This window comes from Actinomadura chibensis NBRC 106107, assembly GCF_001552135.1.
Classification (GTDB): domain Bacteria; phylum Actinomycetota; class Actinomycetes; order Streptosporangiales; family Streptosporangiaceae; genus Spirillospora; species Spirillospora chibensis.
In genome coordinates this window covers 189,243-215,526 of record NZ_BCQP01000010.1, presented here as the reverse complement: position 1 = coordinate 215,526, position 26,284 = coordinate 189,243, and the positions used below count along the sequence as shown (strand labels likewise).

Genomic DNA, 26,284 nt, shown 5'->3' with positions numbered 1-26,284 from the left:
CCCGGCGCGCCCGTCAGGCCGGGGGCAGGTCGACCAGCGCGGCGAGTTCGGCGCGGTGCCGGTCGGCGGTGCCGAGCGCGATCGAGTCGGCCTTCGCCCGCTTCAGGAAGAGGTGGGCGGGATGCTCCCAGGTGAACCCGATGCCGCCGTGCATCTGCACGCACTCCTCGGCGGCCCTGACCGCGACGCCCGAGCAGTGCGCCTGCGCGACGGCGACCGCGACCGGCGCGTCGCCGTCCCCTGCCGCGACGCTGGCCGCGGCGTGCCGGGCGACCGCGCGGGCCTGCGTGATCGACGTCCACAGGTCCGCGAGCCGGTGCTTGAGGCCCTGGTACGACCCGACCGGGCGGCCGAACTGGTAGCGGGCCTTCACGTGGGCGACGGTGTCGTCCAGGCACCGCTCCGCGAGCCCGAGCTGCTCGGACGCCAGCATCGCCGCCCCGGTGAGCAGGCCGGCGCGGACGGCGTCCGGCCCCGCGGCGACGCGCCGCGCGGGCGCGCTCGCGAACGCGACGTCGGCGAGCCGCCGGGTCATGTCGAGGGAGGTCACGGCGGTGCGGCGGGCGTCGGCGGCGTCCACCGCGTAGAGGCCGCCGGACGCCGGGACGAGCAGCACGTCGGCGGCCAGGCCGTCGGCGACGGCGGCGACCTCGCCGGTGAGCGCCCCGTCCGCGGCCGCGACGCCCGGCACGCCCGCGACGCCCGGGACGTCGTCGCCCGGCGCGGTGCTGAACGGGACGGCCAGGACCGCGACCGCGTCCCCGGCGGCGAGGCGGCCGAGCAGGTCGCGCTCCCCGGCGGCGAGCAGCGCGGCCGTCGCCATCACCGCGCTGGTCAGGAACGGGACGGGCGCGGCGGACCGCCCGAGCTCCTCCATGACCACGGCCGTCTCGCGCCAGCTCGCGCCCGCGCCGCCGAGGTCCTCCGGGACGGGCAGCCCGGCGCAGCCGAGCCGCGCGGCGACGGCGTCCCAGAGCGCCGCGTCGTAGGGGGCGTCCTCCTCCGTCCCGGCGAGGACGGACGTCCACGGCGCCTTGTCGCCGAGCACCTCGCGGACGCTCGCCCGCAGGTCCTCCTCGATCTCGCCGTACAGCAGGTCGCCCACGTGATCGGTCGTCGGGACGCTCATCGGGGCAGGTCCTTCCACGGGACGTCCTTGTCGACCCGGATCTCGCCGGGCAGGCCGAGCACCCGCTCGGCGATGATGTTGCGCAGGATCTCCGAGGTGCCGCCCTCGATGGAGTTGCCCTTGGCGCGCAGGTACCGGTAGCCGGGCGAGCGGCGGGTGAAGTCGACCTCGGTGGGGCGGCGCATCGTCCAGTCGTCGTAGCGGAGGCCGTCCGCGCCGAGCAGTTCCAGCTCCAGGCCGGAGATCTCCTGGTTGAGCTTGGCGAAGGCGAGCTTGGCGCCCGAGCCCTCCGGCCCCGGCTGCCCGGCGGTGAGCTGCTGCCGCAGCCGCGCCCCGGTGAGGCGGGCCGCCTCGGCCTCCACCCAGGCGCGCATGAGGGCGTCGTGGAGGCCGGGGGTGCGCAGGTCGGGACGGTCCCGCCACAGGGCCGCGACGACGCCGATCATGCCGCTCTCGCGGGGCGCGGCGGTGCCGCCGATCGCGACGCGCTCGTTCATCAGCGTCGTCGTGGACACCTGCCAGCCCTGCCCGACCTCGCCGAGCCGGTGCGCGTCCGGGACGCGGACGTCGGTGAGGAACACCTCGTTGAACTCGGCCTCGCCGGTGAGCTGGCGCAGCGGGCGCACCTCGACGCCGGGCGCGGTCATGTCGCAGACGAAGTAGGTCATGCCGCGGTGCTTGGGCACGTCCGGGTCGGTGCGGGCGACGAGGAGCGCCCAGCGCGCCTCGTGGGCCATGGACGTCCAGACCTTCTGGCCGTTGACCGTCCAGGAGTCGCCGTCGCGGACGGCGCGGGTGGCGAGCGCCGCGAGGTCGGACCCGGCGCCCGGCTCGCTGAAGAGCTGGCACCAGACCTCCTCGCCCGTCCAGAGCGGGCGCAGCCAGCGGCGCCGCTGCTCCTCGGTGCCGAACGCGAGGATCGTCGGCGCGGCCATCCCGAGCCCGATCCCGTTGCGCTCGGGGTGGTTGGACGGCGCCCCCGCCGCGGCGAACCGCCGGTCGACGGCGGCCTGCAGGGCGCGCGGCGCCCCGAGCCCGCCGAGCCCCTCCGGGTAGTGGACCCAGGCGAGCCCGGCGTCGAACCGGGCGCGCAGGAACTCCAGGGGGTCGAGGACGGCCGGGTCGTGCGCGGCGAGGAACTCGCCCGCCCGCCTCTCCAGCTCGTCGGCGTCGGGCGGTGCTGTGCTCACAGGGCGGACCTCCGCGCGGGCGGGCGGCGACCGGGCCGCCCGCGAACATACCAACCGGTCGGTATGGCGCGTCCAGCCTAGGAACCGCCGCGACGGCGAGTCAACCAGCGTCGCGCGTGTCCGCCGCGTCCCCCTCACTGGCGAGGGCTCGGGCGAAGGCCGGGTGGTCGTGGTAGTCGCGGGTCTCGACGATCAGTCCGTCCCGCACCCGGAGCACCTGGATGTTGGCGGCGCGGAACGTCCGCCCGGTCGTGGCGACGCGGCCGTCGTAGTCGAACTCCGCGACGATCACCTCCGGGTCGGCCGTCTCGTGCACGACGACGTCGCGGGCGCGCAGTTCGAGCGGGCCCCGGGCGGCGGCGCGGAAGTGCCGGTCGAGGGCGGCGCGGCCGTCCACCCGCGGCGGCGCGGGCGGCAGCGAGAACGGCTGGAGGACGACCGCGTCCTCGGCGTACAGGGCGGCGAGCTCGTCCCAGCGGCCCGCGGAGATTCCCGCGCTGAGCCGCGCGAACACCTCGCGCGGGGTCGCGGCCGCCGCTTCGTCCGGCGTGCCCTCGGGCGGCGTCATGCCATCGCCTCCTGGAAGGCGCGGTGGTGGGCGTAGTCGCGGGACTCCACGATCCGGCCGTCGCGCACGCGCATGACGAAGATGTTCGGGATGACGAAGGGGCGCCCCGTGTCGGTGTTGCGGCCCTCGTACTCGAACTCGGCGATGATCACCTCGGGGTCGGCCGTCTGGTGGACGACGACGTTGCGCGCCTCCATCTCGATCGGCAGGGTCTCCAGCTGGGCGAAGTGGCGGCGCAGCGCCTCGCGGCCCTCCAGCCGGGAGGGCGGCTCGGCGAAGGGGTGGACGACGACCGTGTCCTCGGCGTACAGCTCCGGCAGGCCCTCGGGGCGCCGCGCGGTCACGCCGTCGATGATCCGCTGGAAGACGGCGCGGGGGGTGGCGAACTCGGACATTTCCTTCTCCCCTACAATCGGAGTTCGTGCTCCGCATGGAAAATACGGAGTCGATACTCCACTTGTCAACCGGAAGGCCGCGATGACATCACCCCCGTCCGGTCGGCCGCTGCGCGCCGACGCCCAGCGCAACCGCGCCAAGGTCCTCGCCGCGGCCGAGGAGGTCTTCGCCGACCTCGGGACGTCGGCGTCCACCGAGGAGGTCGCGCGGCGGGCGGGCGTCGGGATCGGCACGGTGTTCCGGCACTTCCCGACCAAGGAGTCGCTGCTGGAGGCCGTCCTCGTGACGCTGGTCGAGCGGCTCGCGGGCGAGGCCGAGGAGCTGCGGTCCGCCGCCGACGCGGGCGCCGCGTTCTTCGGCTTCTTCTCCCGGGTGGTGGCGCAGGCGGCGGCCAAGCAGGCGGTGACCGAGGCGCTGGCGGAGGCGGGCGTGGACGCGCGGGGCGTCACCGGCCGCGCCGGGCCCGGCCTGAAGGACGCGATCGGCGCGCTCCTCGTCCGGGCGCAGCGGGCCGGGGCCGTCCGGTCCGACGTGGGGCCGGGCGAGGTGATGGCGCTGCTCGCCGGGATGTCCTACGCGGCGGGCCACGCCGGGTCCGGGGCCGACGTCCTCAAGATCGTCTTCGACGGCCTGCGCCCGCGCTGACCCCTACGCCGCCAGCTCGACCGGCAGGTCGTCGCGGTGCAGGACGGTCAGCGACGTGACCGCGCGGGTCAGCACCACGTACAGCCGGGCCAGGCCGCGCGCCTCGGCGGCGGCGATCGCGGCGGGCTCGGCGACGATCACGTGGTCGTACTCCAGGCCCTTGGCGAGCGACGCCGGGACGACGAGCAGCCGCGCCGCCCCGCCGTCCGAGCCGTCCGAGCCGTCCGAGCCGGGGCCGAGCACCGCGTGCTCCAGGCCGGCCGCCGCCAGCGCCGCCGCGTGCGCCCCGGCGGCGGCGTCCGCGACGATCAGGCCCACCGAGCCGGGCCGGGCGAGCGCCGCGCGCGCGGCGTCCACGACGGCGGAGGCGAGGTCGGGGACGCGCCGCACGTCCAGCGCGCCCGTCCCCGGACGCAGCGACCGCGGCCGCTCCAGACCCGGCGCGATGTGCGGGAGCAGGCGGGCCGCGAAGTCCAGGACGGTGCCGGGCACGCGGAACCCGAGCGTCAGCTCGGTGACCTCGCCCTCCTGGCCGAGGTGGCCGAGGACGTCGGTCCAGGACGCGGCCGACCAGGGCGTGGTGCCCTGCGCGATGTCGCCGAGGACGGTCGCCGAGCCCGTCCCGCAGCGGCGGCCGAGTGCCCGCAACTGCATGGCGGACAGGTCCTGCGCCTCGTCCACGACCAGGTGGCCGAGGGACGGGGTCCGCTCGATGAGGTCGTTCAGCTCGTCCAGCAGGGCGCGGTCGGCGGCGGTCCACTTGGCCGAGCGGTGGGAGCGGGCGGGCTTGGCCCACAGGAGGGCGGCCTGCTCGGCGTCGTCCAGCACGCCCTTCCCGGCCCTGCGCAGCAGGTCGGCGTCGGACAGCAGCCGGTGCAACACCTGCTCGGCGGTCAGCTTCGGCCACACCTCCTCGACGATCCGCCGCACCTCGCGGCTGCGCGCCACCTGGTCCTGGACGCGGTCGTCCGGCGCCTCCCCGCGCTTCTCCATGAGCACGAGGATCTGGTGGGCGAGCCGCTGGGCGAACGCGGCGCGCCCGGCGCCGTAGCGGGTCGTGCCGCGCAGCGCGGCGGCGGTCTCGCGGACCTCGTGGTCGGCGAGCCGGTAGCGGGTGACGCCGCGGGTGACGACGAGGCCGTCCGCGGGCTTGCGGACGTGCAGCCACAGCGCCCTGCGCAGGACGTCCGCCATCCGCGCCTCGCCCTTCAGCGCCCCGACCTCCGCCGCTTCCTCCGCGTCCGGCGCGCCGAGCAGGTCGTCCACGGTGGCCTGCTCGACGCGGACCTCTCCGAGCGCGGGCAGCACCGCCGAGATGTAGGCGAGGAACGCCCGGTTCGGCCCGACGATGAGGACGCCCGACCGCGACAGCCGCTCCCGGTGGGTGAACAGCAGGTAGGCGGCGCGGTGCAGGCCGACGGCCGTCTTTCCGGTTCCCGGCGCGCCCTGCACGCACACTGTCTGCGGCAGGTCGGCGCGGACGATCACGTCCTGCTCCGGCTGGATGGTCGCGACGATGTCGCGCATCGGCCCGGTGCGGGGGCGCTCGATCTCCTCGGTCAGGATGCGGGACGGCCCGGCCGCCGCGCCGCCGTCGAGGGGCTCGTCCTCGAAGGCGGTCAGCTCCCCGGCCCGGAAGCCGAACCGGCGGCGCAGCCGCCAGCCCATCGGCTCGGCGGGCCCGGCCTGGTAGAACGCGCGGGACACGGGGGCGCGCCAGTCCAGCACGAGCGGGCGGCCCTGGTCGCCGTCGTGGACGTGCCGCCGCCCGACGTACATCACGGCCGGGAGATCGGAGTCGGCGTCCGCCGGGGCGAGGGCGTCGCGGTCCATGCGGCCGAAGAACAGCGGGGTGTCCGGGTGGTCGGCGAGCGCGGCGACGCGCTGGTCGAGCAGCGACTCCAGGAACTGCTTGGACACCCAGTCGGCCGCGACGTCGGCCGACAGGGAACTGGCGTGCTCGCGCATCCGGCGCAGCGCGGCGCGGGACTCGGCGAGGTGGGCGCGCTCGGCCGCGAGCACGGCGTCCTCGGCCGGGTCGGCGTCGCCCGGGTCGGAGTCGCTCAGGTCGGAGGGGTCGGCGAGGTCGGCGGCGGCGGGCTCCTCGGACGGTTCTGGGGGCATGCGGACAGACCTCCGGCGGCGAGAGGGTGGTTTGAGGGCGAACCCACGAGCTTACCCGTCCCGCGCGGCGCCGGCCGCCGCCCTCGTCCGGGGGGAGAGCGGCGGTGCGCCTTGCCGGGCCGGGCCGGGTGTGTGACGTTGGGCGGCATGGTGACCCGGAGCGGAGCGAAGAAATGACGCGGGACGCAGTGGAGCGGCCGTCGCTCAGCGGACGGACCGCGCTGGTCACGGGCGCGTCGTCCGGCATCGGCGCGGTCGTCGCGGAGGCGCTCGCCGAGGCCGGGGCGCGGGTCGGCCTCGTGGCGCGGCGCAAGGACCGGCTGGCCGACGTCCTCGCCCGGTGCCGCGCCCACGCGCCGGAGTCGGCGATGTGGACGGCCGACCTCGCCGACCTGGACGGGATCGACGACCTCGCCGCCGCCGTCGAGCGCGAACTCGGCGGCGTGGACGTGCTGGTCAACAACGCGGGCATGCCGAAGCGGCGGCGCGTCCAGGACATGGCCCCCGGCGAGGCCGAGGAGGTCATGCGGCTCAACTACCTGTCCCCGGTGCGGCTCACGAGTGCGCTGCTGCCCGGCATGATCGCGCGCGGGAGCGGGCACCTGGTGGCGATCGGGTCGGTCGCGGCGCGGCTCGGCCCGCCGCACGAGGCGGCGTACGGCGCGTCCAAGGCGGCGCTCACCGCGTTCTGGGAGAGCATGGCCGTCGACCTGGACGGGACGGGCGTGCTGGCCCACGTCGTCCAGCCCGCGCTGATCGCCGGGACCGAGCTGTTCACGCTGCCCGGCAACGAGGAGCCGCTGAGCGACCTGGCCGACGCGCTGCCGCCGCGCGAGGTCGCCGACGCCGTCCTCGAACTGATCGCGACCGGGGGGTTCGAGCGGTACGTGCCGGGCTGGTTCGCGGAGATGGCGTCCGGGAAGGCGGCCGACGTGGACGCGTTCGTCGCCGGGGTCAAGGAGTGGACGCGCGACCGGCTGGAGTCCTGACCGGCCGCCGCCTCGCGCCGGGGCGTGATCGGGGACGGCTCACGGGGGATAATGACCCACACCTCACCGTCCGCCACCCCCGGAGGAACGACGACTCATGGCCACCGCCGGGCGTCCCGTCCGCGAGGCGCTGCTGGACGCCGCCGCCGCGCTCCTGGTCGAGCGCGGGTACCGGGCCGTCCGGATGCGGGACGTCGCGGAAGCCGCCGGGGTGAGCCGCCAGACCGTCTACAACGAGTTCGGCGACAAGTGGGGCCTCGCGCAGGCCGTGGTGATCCGCGACAACGAGCGGTACCTGGACGGCATCGACGCCGTGCTGTCCGAGCACGAGGACCTCTACTCCGCCGTGGTCGCCGCCGTCCTGTTCACGCTGGAGACCTCCGCCGACGACCAGCTCACGAAGGCGGTGCTGACCGGCGCGGGCGGCGACGAGCTGCTGCCGCTGCTCACCACGCAGGCCGAGCCGGTGCTGTTCACCGCGAGCGCGCGGATCGCCGAGCACGGCCTGCGCCAGTGGCCCGACCTGGACCGCGCCGCCCTCACCGAGATCGCGGACGCGGCGGTGCGGCTGACCGCGAGCCACCTCATGCTGCCGTCCGGGCCCCCGGAACGGCTCGCGCACTTCATCGCGCGCATGGTCACCCGCCACCTGGGCGTCGCCGAGCCCGGCTGACCCCGCCGCCCCCACCCCGTGTCAGTGCGCACTTACCGGGTGGGCTACGGTGGGCGCCGGACCGAGGTGGAAGGGAGGCCCGGTGGACTTCGACCTGCCCGAGGGCGCGGCGGCCGTCCGCGAGGGCGTGCTGGCGATCGCCCGCAAGTACGGCCAGGACTACTGGGGACGCTGCGACGCCGACAAGCGCTGGCCCGAGGAGGTCTGGCGGGAGCTGGTCGAGGGCGGGTGGCACAGCCTCGCCGTCCCAGAGGAGTACGGCGGCGGCGGGCAGGGCCTGCTGGAGCTGGCGGTCGCGCTGGAGGCCCTCGCCGAGGGCGGCGCGGGCGGCGCCGCGTCGTTCATGTACCTGCTCACGCCCGCGTTCGGCGGCCTGACCATCGCCCGCCACGGGACGGACGAGCAGAAGCGCGAGCTGCTCCCGGGGATCGCCGCCGGCGAGATCGAGACGTGCTTCGCCATCACCGAGCCGGACGCGGGCAGCAACGCGATCGGCATCTCCACCCTCGCCCGGCGGGACGGCGACTCGTTCGTGGTCAGCGGGCAGAAGATCTGGATCTCCGGGGTCGAGCGGGCCGACCACCTCGTCCTCGTCGCCCGGACCGTCCCCGCCGCCGAGGCCAGGCCGCGCACGTCCGGGTTCACGATCCTGCTGGTGGACGTCAAGCGGGCCGTGGCCGACGGCACGCTCGCCTATCAGCCGATCCCGAAGCTCGGGACGAACACGGTCGCGTCCAGCACGGTGTTCCTGGACGGCGTCCGCGTCCCCGCCGACCGCGTCGTCGGGGAGGTCGACCAGGGCTTCGCCGTGCTGTGGGACATCCTCAACCCCGAGCGCGTGCTCGCGGCGGCGGGCGGCGTCGGGTCCGGCCTGCTGACGCTGCGGATCGCCTGCGAGTACGCCGCCCAGCGGGCCCCGTTCGGCACGCCGATCGGCGCGCACCAGGCCGTCGCGTTCCCGCTCGCGCGGATCAAGGCGCAACTGGAGCTGGCGCGGCTGATGACCTACAAGGCGGCCTGGCTGTGGGACCGCGGCCGCCCCTGCGGGACGGAGGCCAACATCGCCAAGCTCACCGCCGCGGACGCGGCCTGGCAGGCGGCCGACCGCGCGTTCCAGGCGCACGGCGGCATGGCGTACTCGCTGGAGTACCCGGTCGCCCGCCTGTTCCGCGACGCGCGCATCGCCAAGAACATCCCGGTCGCCGAGGAGCTGGTGCTGGCCCACATCGCCCAGCACGAGCTGGGCCTGCCCAAGTCGTACTAGTCGTAGCAGGGGTTCGCGCCGGTCAGCCGAAGTCGGGGCGGCGCTTCTCCCGGACGGCCGCGACGCCCTCCCGCACGTCCGGGCCGGTGAACCCGAGGAACTCCATCGCCAGGGACGCGTCGAACGTCGGCCCGGCTAGGCGCAGCCAGTTGTTCAGGGCGTGCTTGGTCAGCGACAGCGCCTCGGCCGGTCCGGCGGCGAGCCGGGCGGCGACCTCCAGCGCGCGGTCGTGGACGTCGCCGTCGTCCACGCAGAGCGAGACGAGGCCGATCCGCTCGGCCTCCTCCCCCGTCAGGACGTCGTTGAGCAGCAGGTAGTACTTCGCCTTCGCCAGCCCGCACAGCAGTGGCCAGACGATCGCCGCGTGGTCGCCCGCCGCCACGCCGAGCCGCGTGTGCCCGTCGATGATCTTCGCGGTGCGGCCCGCGACGGAGACGTCGGCGAGCAGCGCCACCGCGAGCCCGGCCCCGACCGCCGGGCCCTGGATCGCGCTGACCACGGGCTTGGAGCAGTTCAGCACGTTCATCACGATGTCGCGGGCCTCGCGCATGATCGCGCGGCGGGCCGCGTGGTCGTCCATCATCTCCTCGATCATGGCGAGGTCGCCGCCCGCGGAGAACGCCGTCCCCTCGCCCCGGACGAGGACGGCGCGCACGGCGTCGTCGGCGTCGGCGTCCCGCCAGATCTCGCCGAGCTCCCGGTGCCCTGTCCGGTCGACCGCGTTGAGCTTGCCGGGTGTGCTGAGCACGACGCGCAGCACGCCCTCCCCCGCCCAGTCGATCTTCAGTCGCTCGTAGGCGTCATACCGCCCGCCGACCATGCCCGGCTCCCTCCCGCGTCCGCGCGCCGAACGCCGCGCGCAATCGTCGCACAGCGAACCCGAGCGCCCGCGCGCCGGCGTCGAAGAACTCCGGGAGCAGGAAGAACGCGTGCACGACGCCGTCGTAGCGGCGCAGCTCCACCGGCACCCCGGCGGCGGCGAGGCGGCGCGCGTACGCCTCGGCCTCGTCGCGCAGGATGTCGTACTCCGCGGTGATCACGGTGGCGGGGGCCGCCCCGGCGAGGTCGGGGGCGCGCAGCGGGGCGAGCCGCGGGTCGGACGGGTCGGCGCCCGCGCGGTAGAGGCCCATGAACCGGGCGAGCGTCCGGGCGTCCAGGCCGTAGCCGGAGCCGTACTCGCGCCAGCTCGGCGTGTCCATCGCGGTGTCGGTCACCGGGTAGACGAGCAACTGGTGGGCGAGCGGCAGCCCCCGGTCGCGGGCCAGCAGCGCGACGGCCGCCGCGAGGTTGCCGCCCGCGCTGTCGCCCGCCACGGCGACCGCGCCGGGCAGCGCGTTCCACCGCCCCGGCTCGCGGGCGGCGGAGGCGACCACGGCCCACGCGTCGTCCACGGCGGCGGGGAACGGGTGCTCGGGCGCGAGCCGGTACCCGGCGCTCAGGACGGCGCAGCCGGTGCCCGCCGCCAGCTCGCGGCAGACGGCGTCCACGCCGTCGAGACCGCCGAGCACCCAGCCGCCGCCGTGCAGGTAGACCACCACCGGCAGCGGCCCCCGGCCGGGCGGCGCGGGACGGTACAGCCGCACCGGCACCGGCCCGCCCGGACCGCGCACGGCCGCGTCGCGCACGAGCGGCAGCTCCCGCTCGACGGCCGGGCGCAAAGCGCCGACCGCCGCCCGCATCTCCTCGACCGAGGGCTCCGGGGCGGGCCCCGGAGCCCCGCGCCCGTCCGGGGACGCGCCCGTCCACGCGGCGAGGACGTCCAGGAAACGCACGGTCTGGGGATCCAGCGGCATGCGGCGGGCTCCGGGCGGGTGTCGGGGTTCACGGACCTACCGGTTCGCCTTCCCCCGCGATCAGCGGATCAACCCGCTCAGCGGCCCGCGGCCTCCGCGACCAGTGCCTCGAACAGGCGCCCGTCGTCGCCCTCCTCCGGATGCCACTGGACGGCCAGCCCGAACCGGTGCCCCTGCAGCTCGACGGCCTCGACCACCTGGTCGTCCGCCCACGCGACGGCGGACAGGCCCTTGCCGAGCCGCCCCACCGCCTGGTGGTGGTAGGTGGGGACGTCGGCGGCGTCGCCGAGGATCTTGCCCACCAGGCTCGTCGCGCTGATCCGCACGGGGTGCGAGCCGACGATCCCGATCTCGGGGGCGTGGCCCGTGTGCCCCACCGCCTCGGGCAGGTGCTGGATGAGCGTCCCGCCGCGCGCCACGTTCAGCACCTGCATGCCCCGGCAGATCGCGAGGAACGGCAGGTCGGCCGCGACCACGGCGCGGGCGAGCGCCAGCTCGAACCGGTCGCGCCGCGGCTGCGGCGGCCCCGTCTCGAAGTGCCGGACGGCCCCGTACAGGTCGGGCGCGACGTCCCCGCCGCCCGCGAGGATCACCCCGTCGAGCCGGGCGATCAGGGCGTCCAGCCCGCGCAGGCTCGCGGCCGGGGGCAGCAGCACCGGGACGCCGCCCGCCCGCTCCACCGCCCGGACGTACGGCGCGGGCAGCAGCGCCGCCTCCCGCACCCACGCCCCCCAGCGGGCCGGCTCCAGGTAGGCGGTCACGCCGATGAGCGGCGGCGCGGCGGCTCCCCCGGCGGGCGCGGCTCCCCCGGCGGACGGGGCCGGCGCCCCGCGGATGGCCTCTGACATGCGTGGTTCCCCCTCTGGTCGACACCTGCCCCAAGACGGCCCACATCCGGGTGACCTCGTGCCCCACCCGTCCCCTCGCGGCCGCCCGCCCCCGGGGCTGCTTGCGGTCAGCTTGCCTTACGCGACGGATCTTCGCAGAAAATCTTGAATCTTCCACCGCGGAGTGCATTCTTCTCCCGGCGCGGCGGGCGTTCTCGATCACGGCAGGGCCGACACCCGAATACTGATCAGTATGGTTTTCCTTTCCGCTCTACCGTCAGTCACCGGAAATTGGTGACCGACTACGCTCGGAATCCATTCGGGAGCGCCGCGGGCGGCGGCGCTGGGCAGCCACCGGTCCGCGTGCGAGAATCTCACGGACCCGGGCGGGGAATGGGGCGCGACCAGCGCGCGAGCCCGGGCTCCGGCCCGCGAGACACCAGGGGGCGAGCTCCCAGAATGGCACCGGAACCCGGAATACTGAAGGAATGCCTCACCCGCCTGGAAGCGGATCCGGCGGGCGCGACGAGCTATTTCTACGGCCGCCTGTTCGCCGCCGAGCCGCGGCTGCGGGCGCTGTTCCCGGCGGCGATGGGCGCCCAGCACGACCGGTTCTTCCAGGCGATCACCCGGATCGTCTGGAGCCAGGACAATCCCGAGGATCTCGCCCGACATCTGCGCCGGCTCGGCCGCGGGCACCGCAAGTACGGCGTCCGGCGCGAGCACTACGCCGCCGTCGAGGCCGCGCTGCTCGCCACCCTGCGCGTCTACGCCGCCGACGTGTGGACCCGCGCCGCCGAGCACGCCTGGACCGCCGCCTACCGCGAGGCCGCCGCGATCATGATCGACGCCGCGGAGCGGGACGCCGCGACCGCCCCGCCCTGGTGGGTCGCCGAGGTCGCCGCGCACGACCGCCGCGACCACGACCTCGCCGTCCTCACGCTGCGGCCCGAGCGGCCGCTGCCCTTCCGCGCCGGGCAGCACGTCGCCGTGCAGACCGCGCGTTGGCCGCGGGTCTGGCGGCCGTACTCCGTCGCCAACGCGCCGCGCGCCGACGGGACGCTGCGACTGCACGTCCGGGCCCGGCCCGGCGGGTGGGTGAGCGGCGCGCTCGTCCGCGGCACCGGGCCGGGCGACACCGTCCTGCTCGGCCCGGCCGAGGGGACGATGACGCTCGACCCCGCCTCCCCGCGCGGGCTCCTGCTGATCGGCGGCGGCACCGGGCTCGCCCCGATGCGGGCGCTCGCCGAGCAGGCCGCCGGCTCCGGACGCGACCGCGACGTCCGCCTGCTCGCCGCCGCCCGCACCGCCCGCGGCCTCTACGACCTGGCCGAGCTGCGCGCGCTTGAGGCCGCGAGCGCGGGACTGCGGGTCGTCCCGGTCCTGTCGCGGTCGCCGGAGGAGGACGTGCCGGACGGCGCGCTGCGCGGGCGCGTCCCCGACGTCCTGCCCGCCTTCCTGGACGGCGTCCCCGGCTGGCGGGACCACGACGCCTACGTCGCGGGGCCCGTCCCGTTCGTCCGGCGGACGGTCACCGCGCTGCAGCGGCACGGGATGTCCCTCGCCCGCGTCCACCACGACCTGCTGTCGGCCGAGGACGAGCCGGAGGTCACCAGCCCGCCCGCTCCCGCAGGTATTCGCTGGTCCGCGCGTCCGCCGGATAGAACGACTCGATCGCCAGCTCCGCGACCGTGATGTCGACCGGCGTGCCGAACGTCGCGATCGTGGTGAAGAACGACAGCTCGCGGCCGTCCAGCCGCAGCCGCAGCGGGACGAACACCTCGTGGCCCGGCGGCGGCGCGCTCGCCTCCGCCACGTCCCCGGGGTAGCTCCGCAGCTCCCGGTGGAGCTGGGCGAGCGAGGCGTCCGCGGTCAGCGCCACGTGCCGCCGCACCCGGTCGATCATGTGGGCGCGCCACTCCGCCAGGTTGAGGATGTTCCTCGCCATGCCGTCCGGGTGCATGCTGAGCCGCAGCACGTTCAGCGGCGGCTCCAGCAGCTCGGGCGCGGCGCCCTCCATGAAGAACGCGGCGGCGCCGTTGGCGTCGACCAGGTTCCAGAAGCGGTCCACGACGACGGCCGGGTAGGGCTCGTGCCCGTCCAGCACCTGCCGGAGCGCCGCGCGGACGGAGTCCATCCGCGGCTCCTCGATCGGCGTCTCCTCGAACACCGGCGCGTACCCGGCCGACACCAGCAGCAGGTTCCGGTCGCGCAGCGGGACGTCCAGGTGCTCGGCCAGCCGCAGCACCATCTCCCGGCTCGGCGTGGAGCGCCCCGTCTCCACGAAGCTCAGGTGGCGGGTGGACACGTCCGCCTCCGAGGCCAGCTCCAACTGGCTCAGCCTGCGCCGCTGCCGCCAGGCGCGCAGCCGCTCCCCCACCGGTCTCACGTCGCTCAACGCCGTCGTCACCGCATCGACGCTACCCGCCGACCGGTCAGGCCTGCGATTACGTCCCGGGTAACGGCGTCGCGGCCGCGCGCCTTTACGTTGTAGATTTTTTCGGAGGACGGGCGGCGCCGACCGGTCGGCGCTCCGGTCCGGTCAGACCTTCCGCCACTGCGGGACCCAGGTGCCGTCCTCGACGACGTAGTCGCCGAACAGGTCGGGGGCCTCCGCGCGCATCAGCTCGCCGATCTTGCCGAACAGCAGGCGGATCTCCTCCTCCGCGCCCGGCGCGGTGCGGTTCTCCAGCGTGTGGCGCAGCGTGCGGACGTTCGCCGTCCAGACCAGGCCCGTGCCGAGGCCCTCGGGAGCGAACCGCCGCATGAACGAGGTCTTGTGCTTCTTCTCCTTGAACGGGACGCCCTCGTCGTCCAGCCGGAAGTGCCCGGCCATCCAGCCCTGGAACTCCTCCATCTGCTCCAGCAGCGCGGTGGCGCGCTTCATCAGCTCGGCGTCCTCGCGGGCCCACTCGGGGAACCAGAAGGGGATGTCCTGCAGCCGGACGAACCGCAGCGACTCCTGCGAGATCGCCACCCCCGGACGGTGCCGCACCAGTTCGTGCGTCAGGACGCGGCTCACGTTGTGCAGGACGAAGCTGAAGCTGACGTGCTCAAGCACCGACCCGTGCAGGCTGCGCAGGATGTTCTCCAGGTACTCCCCCGAGTTCGTGCGGACCTTCCGCACGTTCGGGTTGAGGCCGGGCTCCCAGGAGCGGTAGCAGAGCCGTCCGGCGAACTCGGCGAGGTTCTGCGGATCGTTCAGCTCGTCGTCGAGGTCGCCCCGGTCGAGGCGCTCCAGCCAGCTCTCGCCGCCCACCTCCCGCAGGTACCGGGCGACCTCGTCGTAGTCCAGCTCGGGCCGCGCGACGAGGAACACCTCGGGTTCGACGCTCTTCACTCTCGTTCCCCCTACGGGTCGGTTCCGTCGTCCCTAGCAAACCACCACGGCGGGGACGGCCGCGACCTGGCCCGGCGGACGGCGGTAATGAGCGTCCGAGATGACGCACATGCCAGACTGGGGGCGTTCGCGTCGACGGGGAGGTCCGATGCCGGCAGAGCTGAAGGTGCTGGGCGCGTGCCCGCTGGACTGCCCCGACGGGTGCTCGTGGGTGGTGACCGTCCGGGACGGCGAGGCGGTCTCGCTACGCGGCAACCCCGACCACCCGTACACGCGCGGCGCCCTCTGCGCGAAGGTCAACCGGTGGCTGGAGCGGTCCCGGCAGCCCGACCGGATCCTGCACCCGCTGCGCCGCGCCGGCCGCAAGGGCGAGGGCCGGTTCGAGCGGATCACCTGGGACGAGGCCCTCGGCGAGATCGCGGACCGGCTGGAGGGGATTATCCGCGAGCACGGCGGCGAGGCCGTCTGGCCGTACTGGGGCACGGGCACGCTCGGCTACCTGCAAGGTCTTGAGGGGTATACCGGACGGCGGTTCTTCAACGTCCTCGGCGCGTCCGCGCACGAGGCCGACATCTGCTCGGCGGCGGGCAACGCCGGGCTGACCGCCTCGGTCGGCTCCCCCGGCGGCATGGACCCCGAGGACATCGCCCGCGCCGGGCTCGTCCTGCTGTGGGGGACGAACCCGCTGACCAGCGGGCACCACGTGTGGAAGTTCGTGCAGCGGGCGCGGCGGAACGGGGCGCGGCTGGTCGCGATCGACCCGGTCCGGACGCGGACGGCCGCGCAGGCCGACGAGCACCTCGCCCCGCTGCCCGGCACGGACGCCGCGCTCGCCCTCGGCCTGCTGCACGTCATCGTCGGCCTCGGCGCGCACGACGAGGACTACCTCGACCGGCGCACGCTCGGCTGGGCGGAGTTCCGGGAGCGGATCGCGGAGTTCCCGCCGGAGCGGGCCGCGCGGATCACCGGCGTCCCGGCCGACCGGATCGTCGCGCTCGGCGAGCGCGTCGCCCGCACCCGGCCGACCGCGATCAGGGCGACGCAGGGCCTCCAGCGGCACGCGGGCGGCGGCTCCGCGCTGCGCGTGATCTCCGCCATCCCGGCCGTGACGGGCGACTGGGCGCGGCACGGCGGCGGGGTCGCGTTCTCGACGTCCGGGCACGTGAAGCTGAACAAGGCGGCCCTGTGGCGGGACGACCTGCGCCCCGGCCCCGTCCGGACGCTGTCGATGAGCCGCCTCGGGGAGGGGCTGCTCGACGTCCAGGACCCGCCGGTCAAGGCGCTGTTCGTCATGGCGGCGAACCCGGCGGCGAGCACCCCGCACCAGAACAAGGTGCGGCGCGGGCTGGCCAGGGACGACCTGTTCACGGTCGTCATGGACCTGTTCCCGACCGACACCGCCGACTACGCCGACATCGTCCTGCCGTCGACGGCGCAGCACGAGCACGCCGACCTGCACGAGGGCTACGGGCACCTCTACCTCACCTGGAACGAGCCCGCCGTGGCGCCGCCCGGCGAGTGCCTGCCCGCGACGGAGACGTTCCGGCGGCTGGCGCGGCGGATGGGCCTGGCCGAGCCCGCCCTCTACGACTCCGACGAGAGCCTGGCCGAGCGGCTGCTCGCGTCCGACCACCCGTGGATGGCGGGGATCACGCTCGACCGGCTGCGCAAGGAGGGGTTCGCGCGGATGTCCGTCCCGGACCCGTTCCTGCCCTTCGCGGACGGCTTCCCGACCCCGTCCGGGCGGTTCGAGTTCCGCTCCGCCGCCGAGGGGCTCGCCGGGTACGTCCCTCCGGCCGAGGTCGCCGACGAGGAGCGCGCCGCCCGCTACCCCCTCGCGCTGATCTCGGCGGCCCCGCACGAGTTCCTGAACACCCAGTTCGCCAACAACCCGGAGCTGCGGCGGAGGGCGGGCGCGCTCACCGTCCGGATGCACACCGACGACGCGCGGCCGCGCGGCCTGAGCGACGGGCAGCCGGTGCGGGTCGGCAACGACCGGGGCGCGTTCGACGCCGTCCTGGAGATCACCGACACGGTGCGGCCGGGCGTCGCGGCGACGACGAAGGGGCACTGGGCCAAACTCGCGGGCGGCGCGAACGCCAACGCGGTCGTCGCCGAGCGCGCCACCGACCTCGGCGGCGGCCCGGTCTTCCACGACACCCGCGTGGAGATCACCGCGACCCCCGCTCACCAGGAGACGGTCAAATAACGGTGCGCACCGGACAACGCTTGCCGATCACTCCTCTTCGCGGACGGCCGCGCGGGTAGTTCCCCCGTCGTCGCGCGGAGGGAACATGAGCCTGCAGATCCTCCCTCTCGCCATCACGATGATGGCGGGGCCCCAGATCATGGCCGCGATCATCCTGGTGACGGTGCCCGGGGCGGTGCGGGTCTCGCTCGCGTTCCTCGCCGGCGTGCTCGTCGCGGTGACCGCCGGAGTCGCGCTCGCGCGCGGGATCTTCGCGCTCGTGGGGCACGGCGTCTCGCTGGGCGACGCCTCCGACGACTCGTCCGCGGGGAAGATCATCCAGTTCGCGCTGATCGCCCTGCTGGTGGCCGCCATGGTGCGGAACTATCTGAGACGGGCGACGGCGAAGCCGCCCAAGTGGCTTGAGACGCTGATGACCGCCGGTACCGCCAGGGCGCTCAAGACCGGGCTGCTGGTGATCCTGCTGATGCCGTCGGACATCATGGTCATGCTGACCATCGGGGCCAACCTGGCGCAGAACCACGCGGGCGCGGGCGCGGCGGCGGCGTTCATCGGCGCCACCGTCCTGATCGCGGCGTTGCCGCTGCTCGCGCTCCTGCTGTTCCACCGGCGGGCGAAGCGCGCGATGCCCGCGGTGCGGGAGTGGATGGACACCCACAGCTGGCTGATCAACATCGTCTGCTGCGCGATCTTCATCCTGATCATCGTGTGACGGAGATCGTCGCGCGGGCCGGAGCCGATACGGTGGTGCCCGCGGAGGGACCATGACGTATCAGCCCATACTCGACCGGGCCAGGAAGTTCGAGCGGCAGGGGCGCCCCGCCGAGGCGGCCGCCGCGTTCGCCGAGGCGGCGGAGGCGATGGAGGCGCGCGGCGACCGGGCGGCGGCCGTCGCGGCGCGGGCCCGGTGCGCCCGCGCGCTCGCCGCCGCCGGGCGGACCGGCGAGGCGCACCGCCTGCTCGACGCGCTGGACCGGGCGGCCGCGTCCATGCCGCCCGAGGTCAGGGCCGGGCTCGACGCGCAGGCCTCGCACGTCCTCGCCGCCGCCGGGCGGACCGGCGAGGCGGCGCGCCGCGCGTGGGCGGCGATGAGCGGGTTCTGGTCGCTGCACGACGCGAAGCGCGCCGACGCGGCCGGGGTCCACGCGGCGCGGCTCATCGTCAAGGACGCCGGGCCGCGCGGCGCGCTCCGGCCGCTGCGCGAGCTGCTCGCGCAGATGCCGCCCGGCGGGGACGGGAGCCGCCAGGTCGCGAAGCTGCTCGCCGACGCCGAGCGCCGTCCCGACCGCGACCACGACATCCTCGTCACCGACCCGGACAGCGCCGCGTGGGGACGGCTCGCCGCCGCCCTCGCCGTCGGCGCGCACCTCGCCGTCGGCAACGGCGTCGCGTGGAACACGCTGAACGACCACGACGAGTCGTCCGGCGACGACCGGGTCCTGCTGGAGCGGGACTGGGGCGTCACCGACCACGAGAGCTGGCGCAGGCAGATGGACGCGCTGCTGGACGCGAGCAACAGCGACCCCGCGATCCAGATGGTGCTCGACCGGCGCGGGCGCGGCGCCGACCGGCGGACGTGGCACGCCGCGATCGTCGAGTGGTGCCGGGAACGCGACATCGCGGAGAAGACCGTCCGCGAGGTGGTGGACCTGTCCGAGCTGATCCTGCGGTACGAGGCGCGGTTCCGCGCGGACGGGCTGCTCCCGCCGGACGGCCGGGTCGAGAGCGTCTACGGCTACGACTTCGGGCGCGGCGTGAACATGGCCCGCTGGGGCCTGAACGCCGGGTACTGCGACGCCGCCGAGGCCGAGAAGTGCGTCCTCACCGCCGGGCAGCGCGCCCACCAGGTCTACACGTCGTGGGGGTCGTTCTCCGCCGGGTACGTCCTCGGCCGGATGCTCCGGTTCGACGAGGGCGCGTTCGGCGAGTGGTACGACCGGTCGCTCGCGGGGCACCGCGTGCTCGCCGAGGACCCGGAGAGCCCCTGGCGCCGCATGGCCTGGGGCTGAGTCTGGGGCTGAGCCCGGGGCTGGCCCCGGCGGCTCAGACGAGCGCGTCGATGTCGGCGATGACGGCGCGCCGCGACTCCTCGTCCATGGACGAGGCGACGGCCGCGTTCCGCGCGAGGGCGGCGAGGGCCGCGCGGTCCAGGCCGAAGACCTCGGCGGCCACGAGGTACTCGCCGCTGAGGGTGGTGTCGAATATCGGCGGGTCGTCGCTGTTCAGGGTGACGAAGAGGCCCTCGTCCAGCATGCGCGGCAGCGGGTGGGCGGCGAGGTCCGCGACCTGCCCGGTGCACACGTTGGACGTCGGGCACACCTCCAGCGGGATCCGCGCGTCGCGCAGGTGCGCGACGAGGCGGGGGTCGTCCAGGCAGTTGATTCCGTGGCCGACGCGCTCGGCGCGCAGCCCCTCGACCGCCTCCCAGATCGTCTCCGGGCCGGACATCTCGCCCGCGTGCGGGAGGCTGCGCAGGCCCGCGGCGCGGGCGGCGGCGAACGCGTCCCGGAAGGCGTCCCGGTGCGGCGGGCGGCACTGCTCGATCCCGCCGAGCCCGAACCCGACGAGCGCCTCCGGCGGGTGGCGCAGCGCCTGGTCGAGGGTGCCGCGGGCGCCCTCCGCGCCGAACTCGCCGGGGATGTCGAAGATGTAGGCGACGCGGACGCCGAGCCGGTCGCGGGCCTCGCGGGCGGCGAGGTCGAGCGCCTCGGCGATCGCGGGCATCGGCATCCCGGCCCGCTGGTGGGTGTAGGGGGTGACGGTCAGCTCGAAGTACGGGACGTTCTGCGCCGCGAGGTCGCGGGCGACGCCGGTGACGAGCGTCGCGACGTCCTCGGGCGTGCGGACGAGGCTCGACACCGCCTCGTACACCTCCGCGAAGTGCGGGAAGTCGCGGAACTCGTAGAAGGCGCGCAGCTCGCGCTCGTTCACGGGGACGGGCCCGTCCGGGTGGCGGCGGGCGAGTTCGAGCACGGTCGGCACGGACGCGGAGCCCACCAGGTGCACGTGGAGCTCGACCTTCGGGAGGGCCTGGATGAACGCCTCGATGGACGTGATCTCGGTCAGCACGCCGCGAAGCTAACAGCCGGAACGCCCCGCGCGACAGGCGAATACGGCGAACCTGCCACAGAATTGTCAGGAACTCGCCCCCGGCGTCCGGTGCTGGTAGACAGGGCGGGTGCGGGCGGCCAGGTTGATCTCGATGGTGTTGCTCCTGCAGTCGCGGGAGACGATGACGGCGGCCGAGCTGGCGCGGGAGCTGGAGGTGTCCGAGCGCACCGTCTACCGCGACATGGACGCGCTGTCGGCGGCGGGCGTCCCGGTCTACGCCGAGCAGGGCAGGCGCGGCGGGTACCGGCTGGTCGGCGGCTACCGGACGCGGCTCACCGGCCTCACCCGCGAGGAGGCCGAGGCGCTGTTCCTGTCCGGGCTGCCGGGCCCCGCCGGGGACATGGGGCGCGCCGACGCCGTGGCCGCCGCCGAGCTGAAGGTCCTCGCGGCGCTGCCCGCCTCGCTCCGCGACGCGCCCGCGCGGGCGGGCCAGCGGTTCCACCTGGACGCGCCCGGCTGGTTCGGCGGGTCGGGCCCGCCGCCGCTGCTGCGGGACCTCGCCCGCGCCGTCTGGGAGGACGAGACCGTCGAACTGCGCTACCGCCGCCGCGACGGCGAGGTCGCCCGGACGGCCGAGCCGTACGGGCTCGTCCTGAAGAACGGGACGTGGTACCTCGTCGCGCGGGTCGGGGACGCGCACCGCACCTACCGGGTCGACCGGGTGACGGACGTCCGCCCGTCCGGCGAGCGCTTCGACCGCGACGACGGCTTCGACCTCGCCGCGCACTGGCGGGAGCGGGCCGCCGCCTTCCTGCGCTCGATGCTGCGCGAGGAGGTCACGATCCGGCTGTCGCCGACCGGGATGCGGCTGCTGCGCTACGCGGTCGAGCCGTACGCGGCCGAGCGGGCGGCGGCGGACGCGGGCGACCCCGACGCGGACGGCTGGGTGGTGACCACGCTGCCGGTCGAGTCGGCGGTGGTCGCCGCGTCCGAGCTGATGCGGCTCGGGGCCGAGGCCGAGGTGCTCGCGCCGCCGGAGCTGCGGACGGCGATGGCCGACCGCGCCGCCCGCCTCGCGAGGCTCTACGCGTCCGGCTGAGCCGGCGGCGTCAGCCGCGGGCGGCGGCCTCCGCGGTGCGGCGGATGCCGTCGCACTCGTCCCGGACGTCGGCGAGCGCGAGCGCGCCGACCAGCCAGGACAGCTCCTCCTCGCCGCCGCCGCGAGCAACGTCGTCGAGCAGCTCGCGCGGGTCGGACGGCAGCCCGAGCCGGTCGGCGGCCTCGGCCGCGTGCGCGTCGACGAACGGCCCGGCCTCGGGCCAGAACATCTGCGCCTCGCGGAGGAAGACGGTGAGCCCGGCGTCGTCCATGCCGGGGATCTCCGCCAGCAGGCGGCGCAGCCGCCCGCCGTCGCCGTCCGCCGCGTCCCGCAGCCGCCCGAGGTCGCCGTCGTAGCGGTCGAGGACGAGGCGGGTGGCCTCGCCGAGCCGCCGCGCGGCGTCCTCCGCGCCGGGGTACCCGGCGCGCGCCAGGACGTCGGCGCGCTCCCGGTCGTCGGACTTCGCCATCTCCGGCGCGCTGTGCCAGCCCCGGTCCAGCACCGCCTTCGCCGCGTCGATCGCGGACCGCGACGGCGCGCCGTCGTCCGCGAGGATCGACACGACCAGCAGCCGGAACAGCCCGGCGGCCGTCCTCGTCACCGAGAAGCCCGCGGTCTCGGCGACGTAGCCGCGCGGGTGCCGGTCCAGCAGCGTCCGGACGGTGGCCTTGGTGCGCTCGTCCATGGGCACGGCCGTTCGCCTCCTCTCGCGTCCTCGTCCCGCCGGCTCCGCTAGCCCTGCTTGCGCGCGATGGCGGAGGCGAGCTGCTCCTTGGTCATCTTCGAGCGGCCCTGGACGTCGAGGTCGGCGGCGCGCTCGTACAGCTCCTTCTTGCTGCTGCCCTCGACGTCCACGCCGCCGTAGCTCTTGCCGCGGCCCCGGCGCGCCTGCGGGTTCTTCGCCCGCGGGTCGGACGGCCCCTTGCGCCCCTTCGGCTCCCAGTGGTCGCCGCGCTTCTCGAACTTGTGCTTGAGCGCCGAGTAGGCGGTGCGGTGCGCCCGCTGCCCCTCGCCGTAGGTCTCGACGGCGGAGTCGTGGGCCTTGGCGAACGTCTCCTGCGCCTCCTTCGGAGAGCGCTGCAGCGTGCCGGGGAGCTCGTCCTTCACCGGCTTGCCGCGCTTGATCATCGGCATGGCTCCTCCTTTCCACGTCTCCAGTTGCGATAACCGGCGAGAATTGGATCAAACAGGCGCACCGCGATGCGCGGGCCTCAGTCGCGCAAGGGCGTCAGCGGTAGCCGGTGGTGTCGGCGGGACGCCCCGCCGCCTCGACCTCCACGATGTAGCGCCACGCGTCCGGACGGCTGCCGTCGGCGTCGGTGAACCCGTACTCCTTGGCGAGCCCGCCGCTGGACAGGGACGCCCCGTTCCAGCGGGCCCGGTCCGGGTCGGCGGCGAGGGCGGCGACCGCGCGCCCGACGAACGCGGGCGACTCGGAGATCGCGAAGTGCGGGACGGTCTTCGTCGCGTCCCGCCAGTTCTCCTCCGTGACGCCGAAGTTGTCGAGCATCGCCTCCGAGCGCAGCCAGCCGGGCGTGAGCGCGACGGCCGTCGCGCCGAGCGGCCCGATCTCCTCGGACTGCGCGAGCGCCATGCGGATCACGGCGGTCTTGACGAGGTCGTAGAAGTACCCGACGTCCTTGCGGTAGGTCGCGTTGTACTCGGCGGTCCCGTCGGTCATCTCGACGACGAGCCCGCCGGGCTCGCGGATCAGCAGCGGCAGCGCGCGGTGGCTCGTGATCGCGTGGGTCTCGATGCCGAGCCGCAGCATCCGCAGCCCGTCGTCGAGCGACTGCTCCCACAGCCGCTTGCCGAACTCGAAGTAGCGGTCGGAGCCCCACACGTCGTTGACCAGGACGTCCAGGCGCCCCCGCTCGTCATCGACGCGGGCGACCAGGGCGGACACCTGCGCCGGGTCGAGGTGGTCGACCTGGACGGCGATCCCCTCGCCGCCCGCGGCCGTCACCAGCTCGGCGGTCTCCTCGATGGTCTCGGGCCGGTCCATCTCGGACCGGCCCGAACGGGTGGACCGCCCGGTCACGTACACGGTCGCGCCCGCGGCGCCGAGCGCCACGGCGATGCCGCGGCCCGCGCCGCGCGTCCCGCCCGCGACCAGCGCGATCTTCCCCGTCAGAGCGTTCTTGTTGTCATTGTCGTCTGTGTCGGCACTGCTCATGGGGACGATGCTGGCAGCGAAACCTGACAGCCCGCGTCAGCGTTCCGTCCCCGGAAGGGCCCGGTCAGGTGAAGATGCTCACGCCGCCCGGGCCGACGAGCAGCCCGACGACGATGAGGATGATGCCGAAGATCAGCTCCCGGCGGGCCAGGATCACATAGATACCGGCGATCACCATGATCACTGCGATGAGCCAGAGGATTGTCATCATGGCGTGCGGGATCCCCGAGGGGCTCGTCCCGAAAACTGGCCCCATGTTTCGGATGACCGAAATGGCCGTTATGTGCGGAGAGGGGAGGGACTCCCCTCTCCGCCGGGATAACGGCGATCACCGACGTCGCGGAAGGGCGGCGCGGGTGGCCGGTCTCAGTCTCTCTCGCCAGGGTGGGTCGCGAAAGGACCCAGAGGACCATTTCGGCCGCGCCGCCCTCATGCTCGGGGACTAGGACCGGCTCAGCCTGAGGACGTTGGCGACGATCCGGTGCCCCGCCCCGCCCGCCGCGGTGAGGATCGACTCCGGGTGGAACTGCACCGCCCAGCGCCGCCGCGCCGGGTCCTCGATCGCCATCACGACGTCGCCGGTCAGCGCCGTCACCTGGTACCCGGCGACCCGGTCCGGGGTGGCGTGCAGCGAGTGGTAGCGGGCGGCGGTGAACTCGTCCGGCAGGCCCTCGAACAGCGCTCCGCCGCTGACCTTCACCCGGCCCGGCTTGCCGTGCGACGGCTCGGGCAGCAGCGCCAGCTCGCCGCCCGCGTGCTCGACCATCGCCTGGAGGCCGAGGCAGACGCCGAACACGGCGGCGGGACGGGTGTCCAGCGCATCGAGCAGGGCGCGGGTGCCGAAATCGACGGGACGGCCCGGGCCCGGCGAGAGCACGACCAGGTCGGGCGCGTGCTCGTCCAGCATCTCCGGCGGGAAGCCGTGCCGGAGGGTGACCACGTCGGCGCCCTGCTGGCGGAAGTAGTCGGCGAGGGTGTTGACGAACGAGTCCTCGTGGTCGACGAGCAGCACCTTCATGCCGTCGCCCGCCCGTCCCTCCCCCGGCTCCTCGCCCGGGTCGGCGGCGCCCGCCGGGTCGCCGGCCGCGCGCTGCGACTCGGCGAGCGCGCCGAGCAGCGCGCTGGCCTTGAGGTGCGTCTCGCGCTCCTCCTCGTCGGGGTCGGAGTCGTAGAGCAGCGTCGCCCCGGCCCGGACGGTCGCGACGCCGTCGCGGATCTGCGCGGTCCGCAGCGTCAGCCCGGTGTTCATCGACCCGTCGAACCCGACGAACCCGACCGCGCCGCCGTACCAGCGGCGGGGCGACTCCTCGTGGTCCTCGATGAACTGCATCGCCCACGCCTTCGGCGCGCCGGTGACGGTCACGGCCCACATGTGCGTGAGGAACGCGTCGAGCGCGTCGAACCCGGGGCGCAGCCGCCCCTCGATGTGGTCGACGGTGTGGATCAGCCGGGAGTAGATCTCGATCTGCCGCCGCCCGAGGACCCGGACGCTGCCCGGCACGCAGATCCGCGACTTGTCGTTGCGGTCGACGTCGGTGCACATCGTCAGCTCGGACTCGTCCTTGGCGGACGACAGGATCGCGCGGATCTGCTCGGCGTCCTCCAGCGCGTCCCCGCCGCGCTTGATCGTCCCGGCGATCGGGCAGGTCTCCACCCGGTCCCCGGTGACCCGGACGAACATCTCCGGCGACGCCCCGACCAGGTACTCGCCGTCGCCCAGGTTGAACATGAACTCGTAGGGGGCGGGGTTCGTCTCGCGCAGCCGCTCGAAGAACGCGGCGGGCGAGTCGCACCGCCCGTACATGGCGTGCCCGGGCGTCACCTCGAACAGGTCGCCCCTGACGAACTTCTCCTTGGCGTCCCGCACCATCTGCGCGTACACGCCGGGGACGGGCTGCGGCGGAAGCTCCGCCGTCCGCGCGACGGGCGTCGGCTCGGTGCCGCGCGGCAGCCCGGCCGTGCTCTCGCCGCCGACCGCGAAGTCGTAGGAGATGCGGTGCGACGTCTCGCGCTTGCGGTCGACGACGACCATCTCGTCCGCCAGGTGCAGGACGAGGTCGCGCTGGTCGGCGGGGCGCTCCAGGCTCGTCCGCAGCGGCTCGAACTGGAGCGACAGGTCGTACCCGAACGCCCCGTACAGCCCGAGGTGCGGGTCGTCGCAGGCGAACAGGTCGGTCACCGCGCGCAGCGCGGTGAAGACGGTCGGCTGGCGGCTGCGCTCCTCCTCGGCGAAGAAGCCCTCCCCCGGCGGGACGAACACCTCGAACGCGTCCGGCTCGTCCGCGCGGACGTCGCCGACCCCGCGCAGCACCCCGGCGACGGCGGGCAGGACGATCCGCCCCCGCCCGTTGAGCGCGCGGACGGCGACGGCCCGGCCCCGCGCGACGAACTCCAGGCACGGGTCGACGTAGGCCATGTGCCAGCGGCTGTAGCGGCCCGGGTACTCCATGCCCGAGCTGAGCACGCCGCCGCGCCGCTCCGCCACGGCGGCGACGAGGGCGTTGAGGACGTCCGACTTGCGCTCGGAGTCGACCGGCGCGGCGGTACGGGTCACCCGTACGCCCCCGGCCGTGGCGAACTGCCTGGTCTGCGGCTGCTGTGAGACGGTCTCCACCGCGGTGGCCCCTCGTGTCGGGCCCCCACCAGGCGGGAACATGGGAAGACGACCGCCGGTGAGGGCGGTCGCCTGATGATCGCGTGAGAACCGGCGCCGCCTAGCGGCGCCACCACCGTTGGGAAGCTGGGGTTCTCATGCGCCGAAGGTTACCATGGCCCTGCCGCAAGCATTCGCTTACACAAGGGAGATCGGCT

At 74.8% G+C, this 26,284-nt stretch carries 25 protein-coding genes; 9 read left to right on the top strand and 16 right to left on the bottom strand.

Features of this window, described 5'->3' with window-relative positions:
• Positions 1–13 precede the first annotated feature (13 nt).
• The 4 genes from ACH01S_RS05615 to ACH01S_RS41870 form a co-directional block, all read right to left on the bottom strand.
• Positions 14–1,129 carry an acyl-CoA dehydrogenase family protein gene (locus ACH01S_RS05615; protein WP_067886053.1) on the bottom strand — a complete coding sequence of 372 codons (1,116 nt, stop codon included), beginning with the start codon at positions 1,127–1,129 and terminating at the stop codon, positions 14–16.
• Entirely contained in the window at positions 1,126–2,319 is a 1,194-nt protein-coding gene (locus ACH01S_RS05610) for an acyl-CoA dehydrogenase family protein (protein WP_067886051.1), read from the bottom strand. The genes ACH01S_RS05615 and ACH01S_RS05610 overlap by 4 nt, the downstream gene beginning before the upstream one ends.
• A gap of 100 nt (positions 2,320–2,419) precedes the next feature.
• Positions 2,420–2,887 carry a nuclear transport factor 2 family protein gene (locus ACH01S_RS41875; RefSeq protein ID WP_083980359.1) on the bottom strand — a complete coding sequence of 156 codons (468 nt, stop codon included), beginning with the start codon at positions 2,885–2,887 and terminating at the stop codon, positions 2,420–2,422.
• Positions 2,884–3,282, bottom strand: a complete 399-nt coding sequence (locus tag ACH01S_RS41870; RefSeq protein WP_083980358.1) for a nuclear transport factor 2 family protein — start codon at positions 3,280–3,282, stop codon at positions 2,884–2,886. Before ACH01S_RS41870 ends, ACH01S_RS41875 begins: the two co-directional genes overlap by 4 nt.
• 82 nt (positions 3,283–3,364) lie before the next feature.
• On the opposite strand from ACH01S_RS41870, the gene ACH01S_RS05600 reads away from it, so the two are divergent.
• Positions 3,365–3,928 carry a TetR/AcrR family transcriptional regulator gene (locus ACH01S_RS05600; RefSeq protein ID WP_067886049.1) on the top strand — a complete coding sequence of 188 codons (564 nt, stop codon included), beginning with the start codon at positions 3,365–3,367 and terminating at the stop codon, positions 3,926–3,928.
• A 3-nt stretch (positions 3,929–3,931) separates the two neighbouring features.
• Here ACH01S_RS05600 and ACH01S_RS05595 read toward each other — a convergent pair whose 3' ends face one another.
• The gene (locus ACH01S_RS05595) at positions 3,932–6,052 is read right to left on the bottom strand and encodes a HelD family protein (protein ID WP_083980357.1); all 2,121 of its coding nucleotides are present in this window, start codon (positions 6,050–6,052) and stop codon (positions 3,932–3,934) included.
• Between the two features lie 173 nt (positions 6,053–6,225).
• On the opposite strand from ACH01S_RS05595, the gene ACH01S_RS05590 reads away from it, so the two are divergent.
• From ACH01S_RS05590 to ACH01S_RS05580, 3 genes are all read left to right on the top strand, one after another.
• Complete coding sequence (locus ACH01S_RS05590) at positions 6,226–7,041, top strand: SDR family NAD(P)-dependent oxidoreductase (RefSeq protein WP_067886047.1); 816 nt, start codon at positions 6,226–6,228, stop codon at positions 7,039–7,041.
• Between the two features lie 97 nt (positions 7,042–7,138).
• Positions 7,139–7,714, top strand: a complete 576-nt coding sequence (locus ACH01S_RS05585; protein WP_067886045.1) for a TetR/AcrR family transcriptional regulator — start codon at positions 7,139–7,141, stop codon at positions 7,712–7,714.
• 82 nt (positions 7,715–7,796) lie between these two features.
• Positions 7,797–8,978, top strand: coding sequence for an acyl-CoA dehydrogenase family protein (locus ACH01S_RS05580; protein WP_067886043.1), 1,182 nt, complete (start codon positions 7,797–7,799; stop codon positions 8,976–8,978).
• A 22-nt stretch (positions 8,979–9,000) separates the two neighbouring features.
• Here ACH01S_RS05580 and ACH01S_RS05575 read toward each other — a convergent pair whose 3' ends face one another.
• The 3 genes from ACH01S_RS05575 to ACH01S_RS05565 all read right to left on the bottom strand — a co-directional run bounded on the left by ACH01S_RS05575 (position 9,001) and on the right by ACH01S_RS05565 (position 11,619).
• Positions 9,001–9,798, bottom strand: coding sequence for an enoyl-CoA hydratase/isomerase family protein (locus ACH01S_RS05575; protein ID WP_067886041.1), 798 nt, complete (start codon positions 9,796–9,798; stop codon positions 9,001–9,003).
• On the bottom strand, positions 9,779–10,771 hold the full coding sequence (locus ACH01S_RS05570) for an alpha/beta hydrolase (RefSeq protein WP_067886038.1): 993 nt from the start codon (positions 10,769–10,771) through the stop codon (positions 9,779–9,781). Before ACH01S_RS05570 ends, ACH01S_RS05575 begins: the two co-directional genes overlap by 20 nt.
• A gap of 77 nt (positions 10,772–10,848) precedes the next feature.
• Positions 10,849–11,619, bottom strand: coding sequence for a gamma-glutamyl-gamma-aminobutyrate hydrolase family protein (locus ACH01S_RS05565; RefSeq protein WP_083980356.1), 771 nt, complete (start codon positions 11,617–11,619; stop codon positions 10,849–10,851).
• Between the two features lie 438 nt (positions 11,620–12,057).
• Between ACH01S_RS05565 and ACH01S_RS05560 the strand changes: the two genes are divergently transcribed.
• The gene (locus ACH01S_RS05560; protein ID WP_067886037.1) at positions 12,058–13,293 is read left to right on the top strand and encodes a globin domain-containing protein; all 1,236 of its coding nucleotides are present in this window, start codon (positions 12,058–12,060) and stop codon (positions 13,291–13,293) included.
• On the opposite strand, the gene ACH01S_RS05555 is transcribed toward ACH01S_RS05560, so the two are convergent.
• Together ACH01S_RS05555 and thyX are read right to left on the bottom strand one after the other, a co-directional pair.
• The gene (locus ACH01S_RS05555) at positions 13,208–14,008 is read right to left on the bottom strand and encodes an MmyB family transcriptional regulator (protein WP_067886035.1); all 801 of its coding nucleotides are present in this window, start codon (positions 14,006–14,008) and stop codon (positions 13,208–13,210) included. The genes ACH01S_RS05560 and ACH01S_RS05555 overlap by 86 nt on opposite strands.
• Positions 14,009–14,140: 132 nt before the next feature.
• Positions 14,141–14,938 (bottom strand): FAD-dependent thymidylate synthase, encoded by a 798-nt coding sequence (gene thyX, locus ACH01S_RS05550; RefSeq protein WP_067886033.1) that lies wholly within the window; start codon positions 14,936–14,938, stop codon positions 14,141–14,143.
• Positions 14,939–15,086: 148 nt separating this feature from the next.
• Between thyX and ACH01S_RS05545 the strand changes: the two genes are divergently transcribed.
• The 3 genes from ACH01S_RS05545 (at position 15,087) to ACH01S_RS41865 (ending at position 19,156) form a co-directional block, all read left to right on the top strand.
• A complete protein-coding gene (locus ACH01S_RS05545) occupies positions 15,087–17,147 on the top strand; it encodes a molybdopterin-containing oxidoreductase family protein (RefSeq protein ID WP_067886031.1) in 2,061 nt (686 codons plus the stop codon).
• Positions 17,148–17,232: 85 nt separating this feature from the next.
• Positions 17,233–17,859, top strand: a complete 627-nt coding sequence (locus ACH01S_RS05540; protein ID WP_067886029.1) for a GAP family protein — start codon at positions 17,233–17,235, stop codon at positions 17,857–17,859.
• Positions 17,860–17,911: 52 nt separating this feature from the next.
• Complete coding sequence (locus ACH01S_RS41865; RefSeq protein WP_083980355.1) at positions 17,912–19,156, top strand: DUF1266 domain-containing protein; 1,245 nt, start codon at positions 17,912–17,914, stop codon at positions 19,154–19,156.
• 34 nt (positions 19,157–19,190) lie between these two features.
• Here ACH01S_RS41865 and add read toward each other — a convergent pair whose 3' ends face one another.
• Entirely contained in the window at positions 19,191–20,216 is a 1,026-nt protein-coding gene (gene add / locus ACH01S_RS05530; RefSeq protein WP_067886027.1) for an adenosine deaminase, read from the bottom strand.
• Between the two features lie 109 nt (positions 20,217–20,325).
• On the opposite strand from add, the gene ACH01S_RS05525 reads away from it, so the two are divergent.
• Positions 20,326–21,297, top strand: a complete 972-nt coding sequence (locus tag ACH01S_RS05525; protein WP_067886025.1) for a helix-turn-helix transcriptional regulator — start codon at positions 20,326–20,328, stop codon at positions 21,295–21,297.
• Between the two features lie 10 nt (positions 21,298–21,307).
• On the opposite strand, the gene ACH01S_RS05520 is transcribed toward ACH01S_RS05525, so the two are convergent.
• The 5 genes from ACH01S_RS05520 to ACH01S_RS05500 form a co-directional block, all read right to left on the bottom strand.
• On the bottom strand, positions 21,308–21,988 hold the full coding sequence (locus tag ACH01S_RS05520) for a hypothetical protein (RefSeq protein ID WP_148344690.1): 681 nt from the start codon (positions 21,986–21,988) through the stop codon (positions 21,308–21,310).
• A 41-nt stretch (positions 21,989–22,029) separates the two neighbouring features.
• On the bottom strand, positions 22,030–22,431 hold the full coding sequence (locus ACH01S_RS05515) for a ChaB family protein (RefSeq protein ID WP_083980354.1): 402 nt from the start codon (positions 22,429–22,431) through the stop codon (positions 22,030–22,032).
• Between the two features lie 94 nt (positions 22,432–22,525).
• Positions 22,526–23,473, bottom strand: coding sequence for an SDR family oxidoreductase (locus ACH01S_RS05510; RefSeq protein ID WP_067886022.1), 948 nt, complete (start codon positions 23,471–23,473; stop codon positions 22,526–22,528).
• A gap of 64 nt (positions 23,474–23,537) precedes the next feature.
• Entirely contained in the window at positions 23,538–23,684 is a 147-nt protein-coding gene (locus tag ACH01S_RS44305) for a GPGG-motif small membrane protein (protein ID WP_169809212.1), read from the bottom strand.
• Between the two features lie 231 nt (positions 23,685–23,915).
• Positions 23,916–26,129, bottom strand: coding sequence for an anthranilate synthase component I (locus ACH01S_RS05500; RefSeq protein WP_148344689.1), 2,214 nt, complete (start codon positions 26,127–26,129; stop codon positions 23,916–23,918).
• Positions 26,130–26,284: the final 155 nt, after the last annotated feature.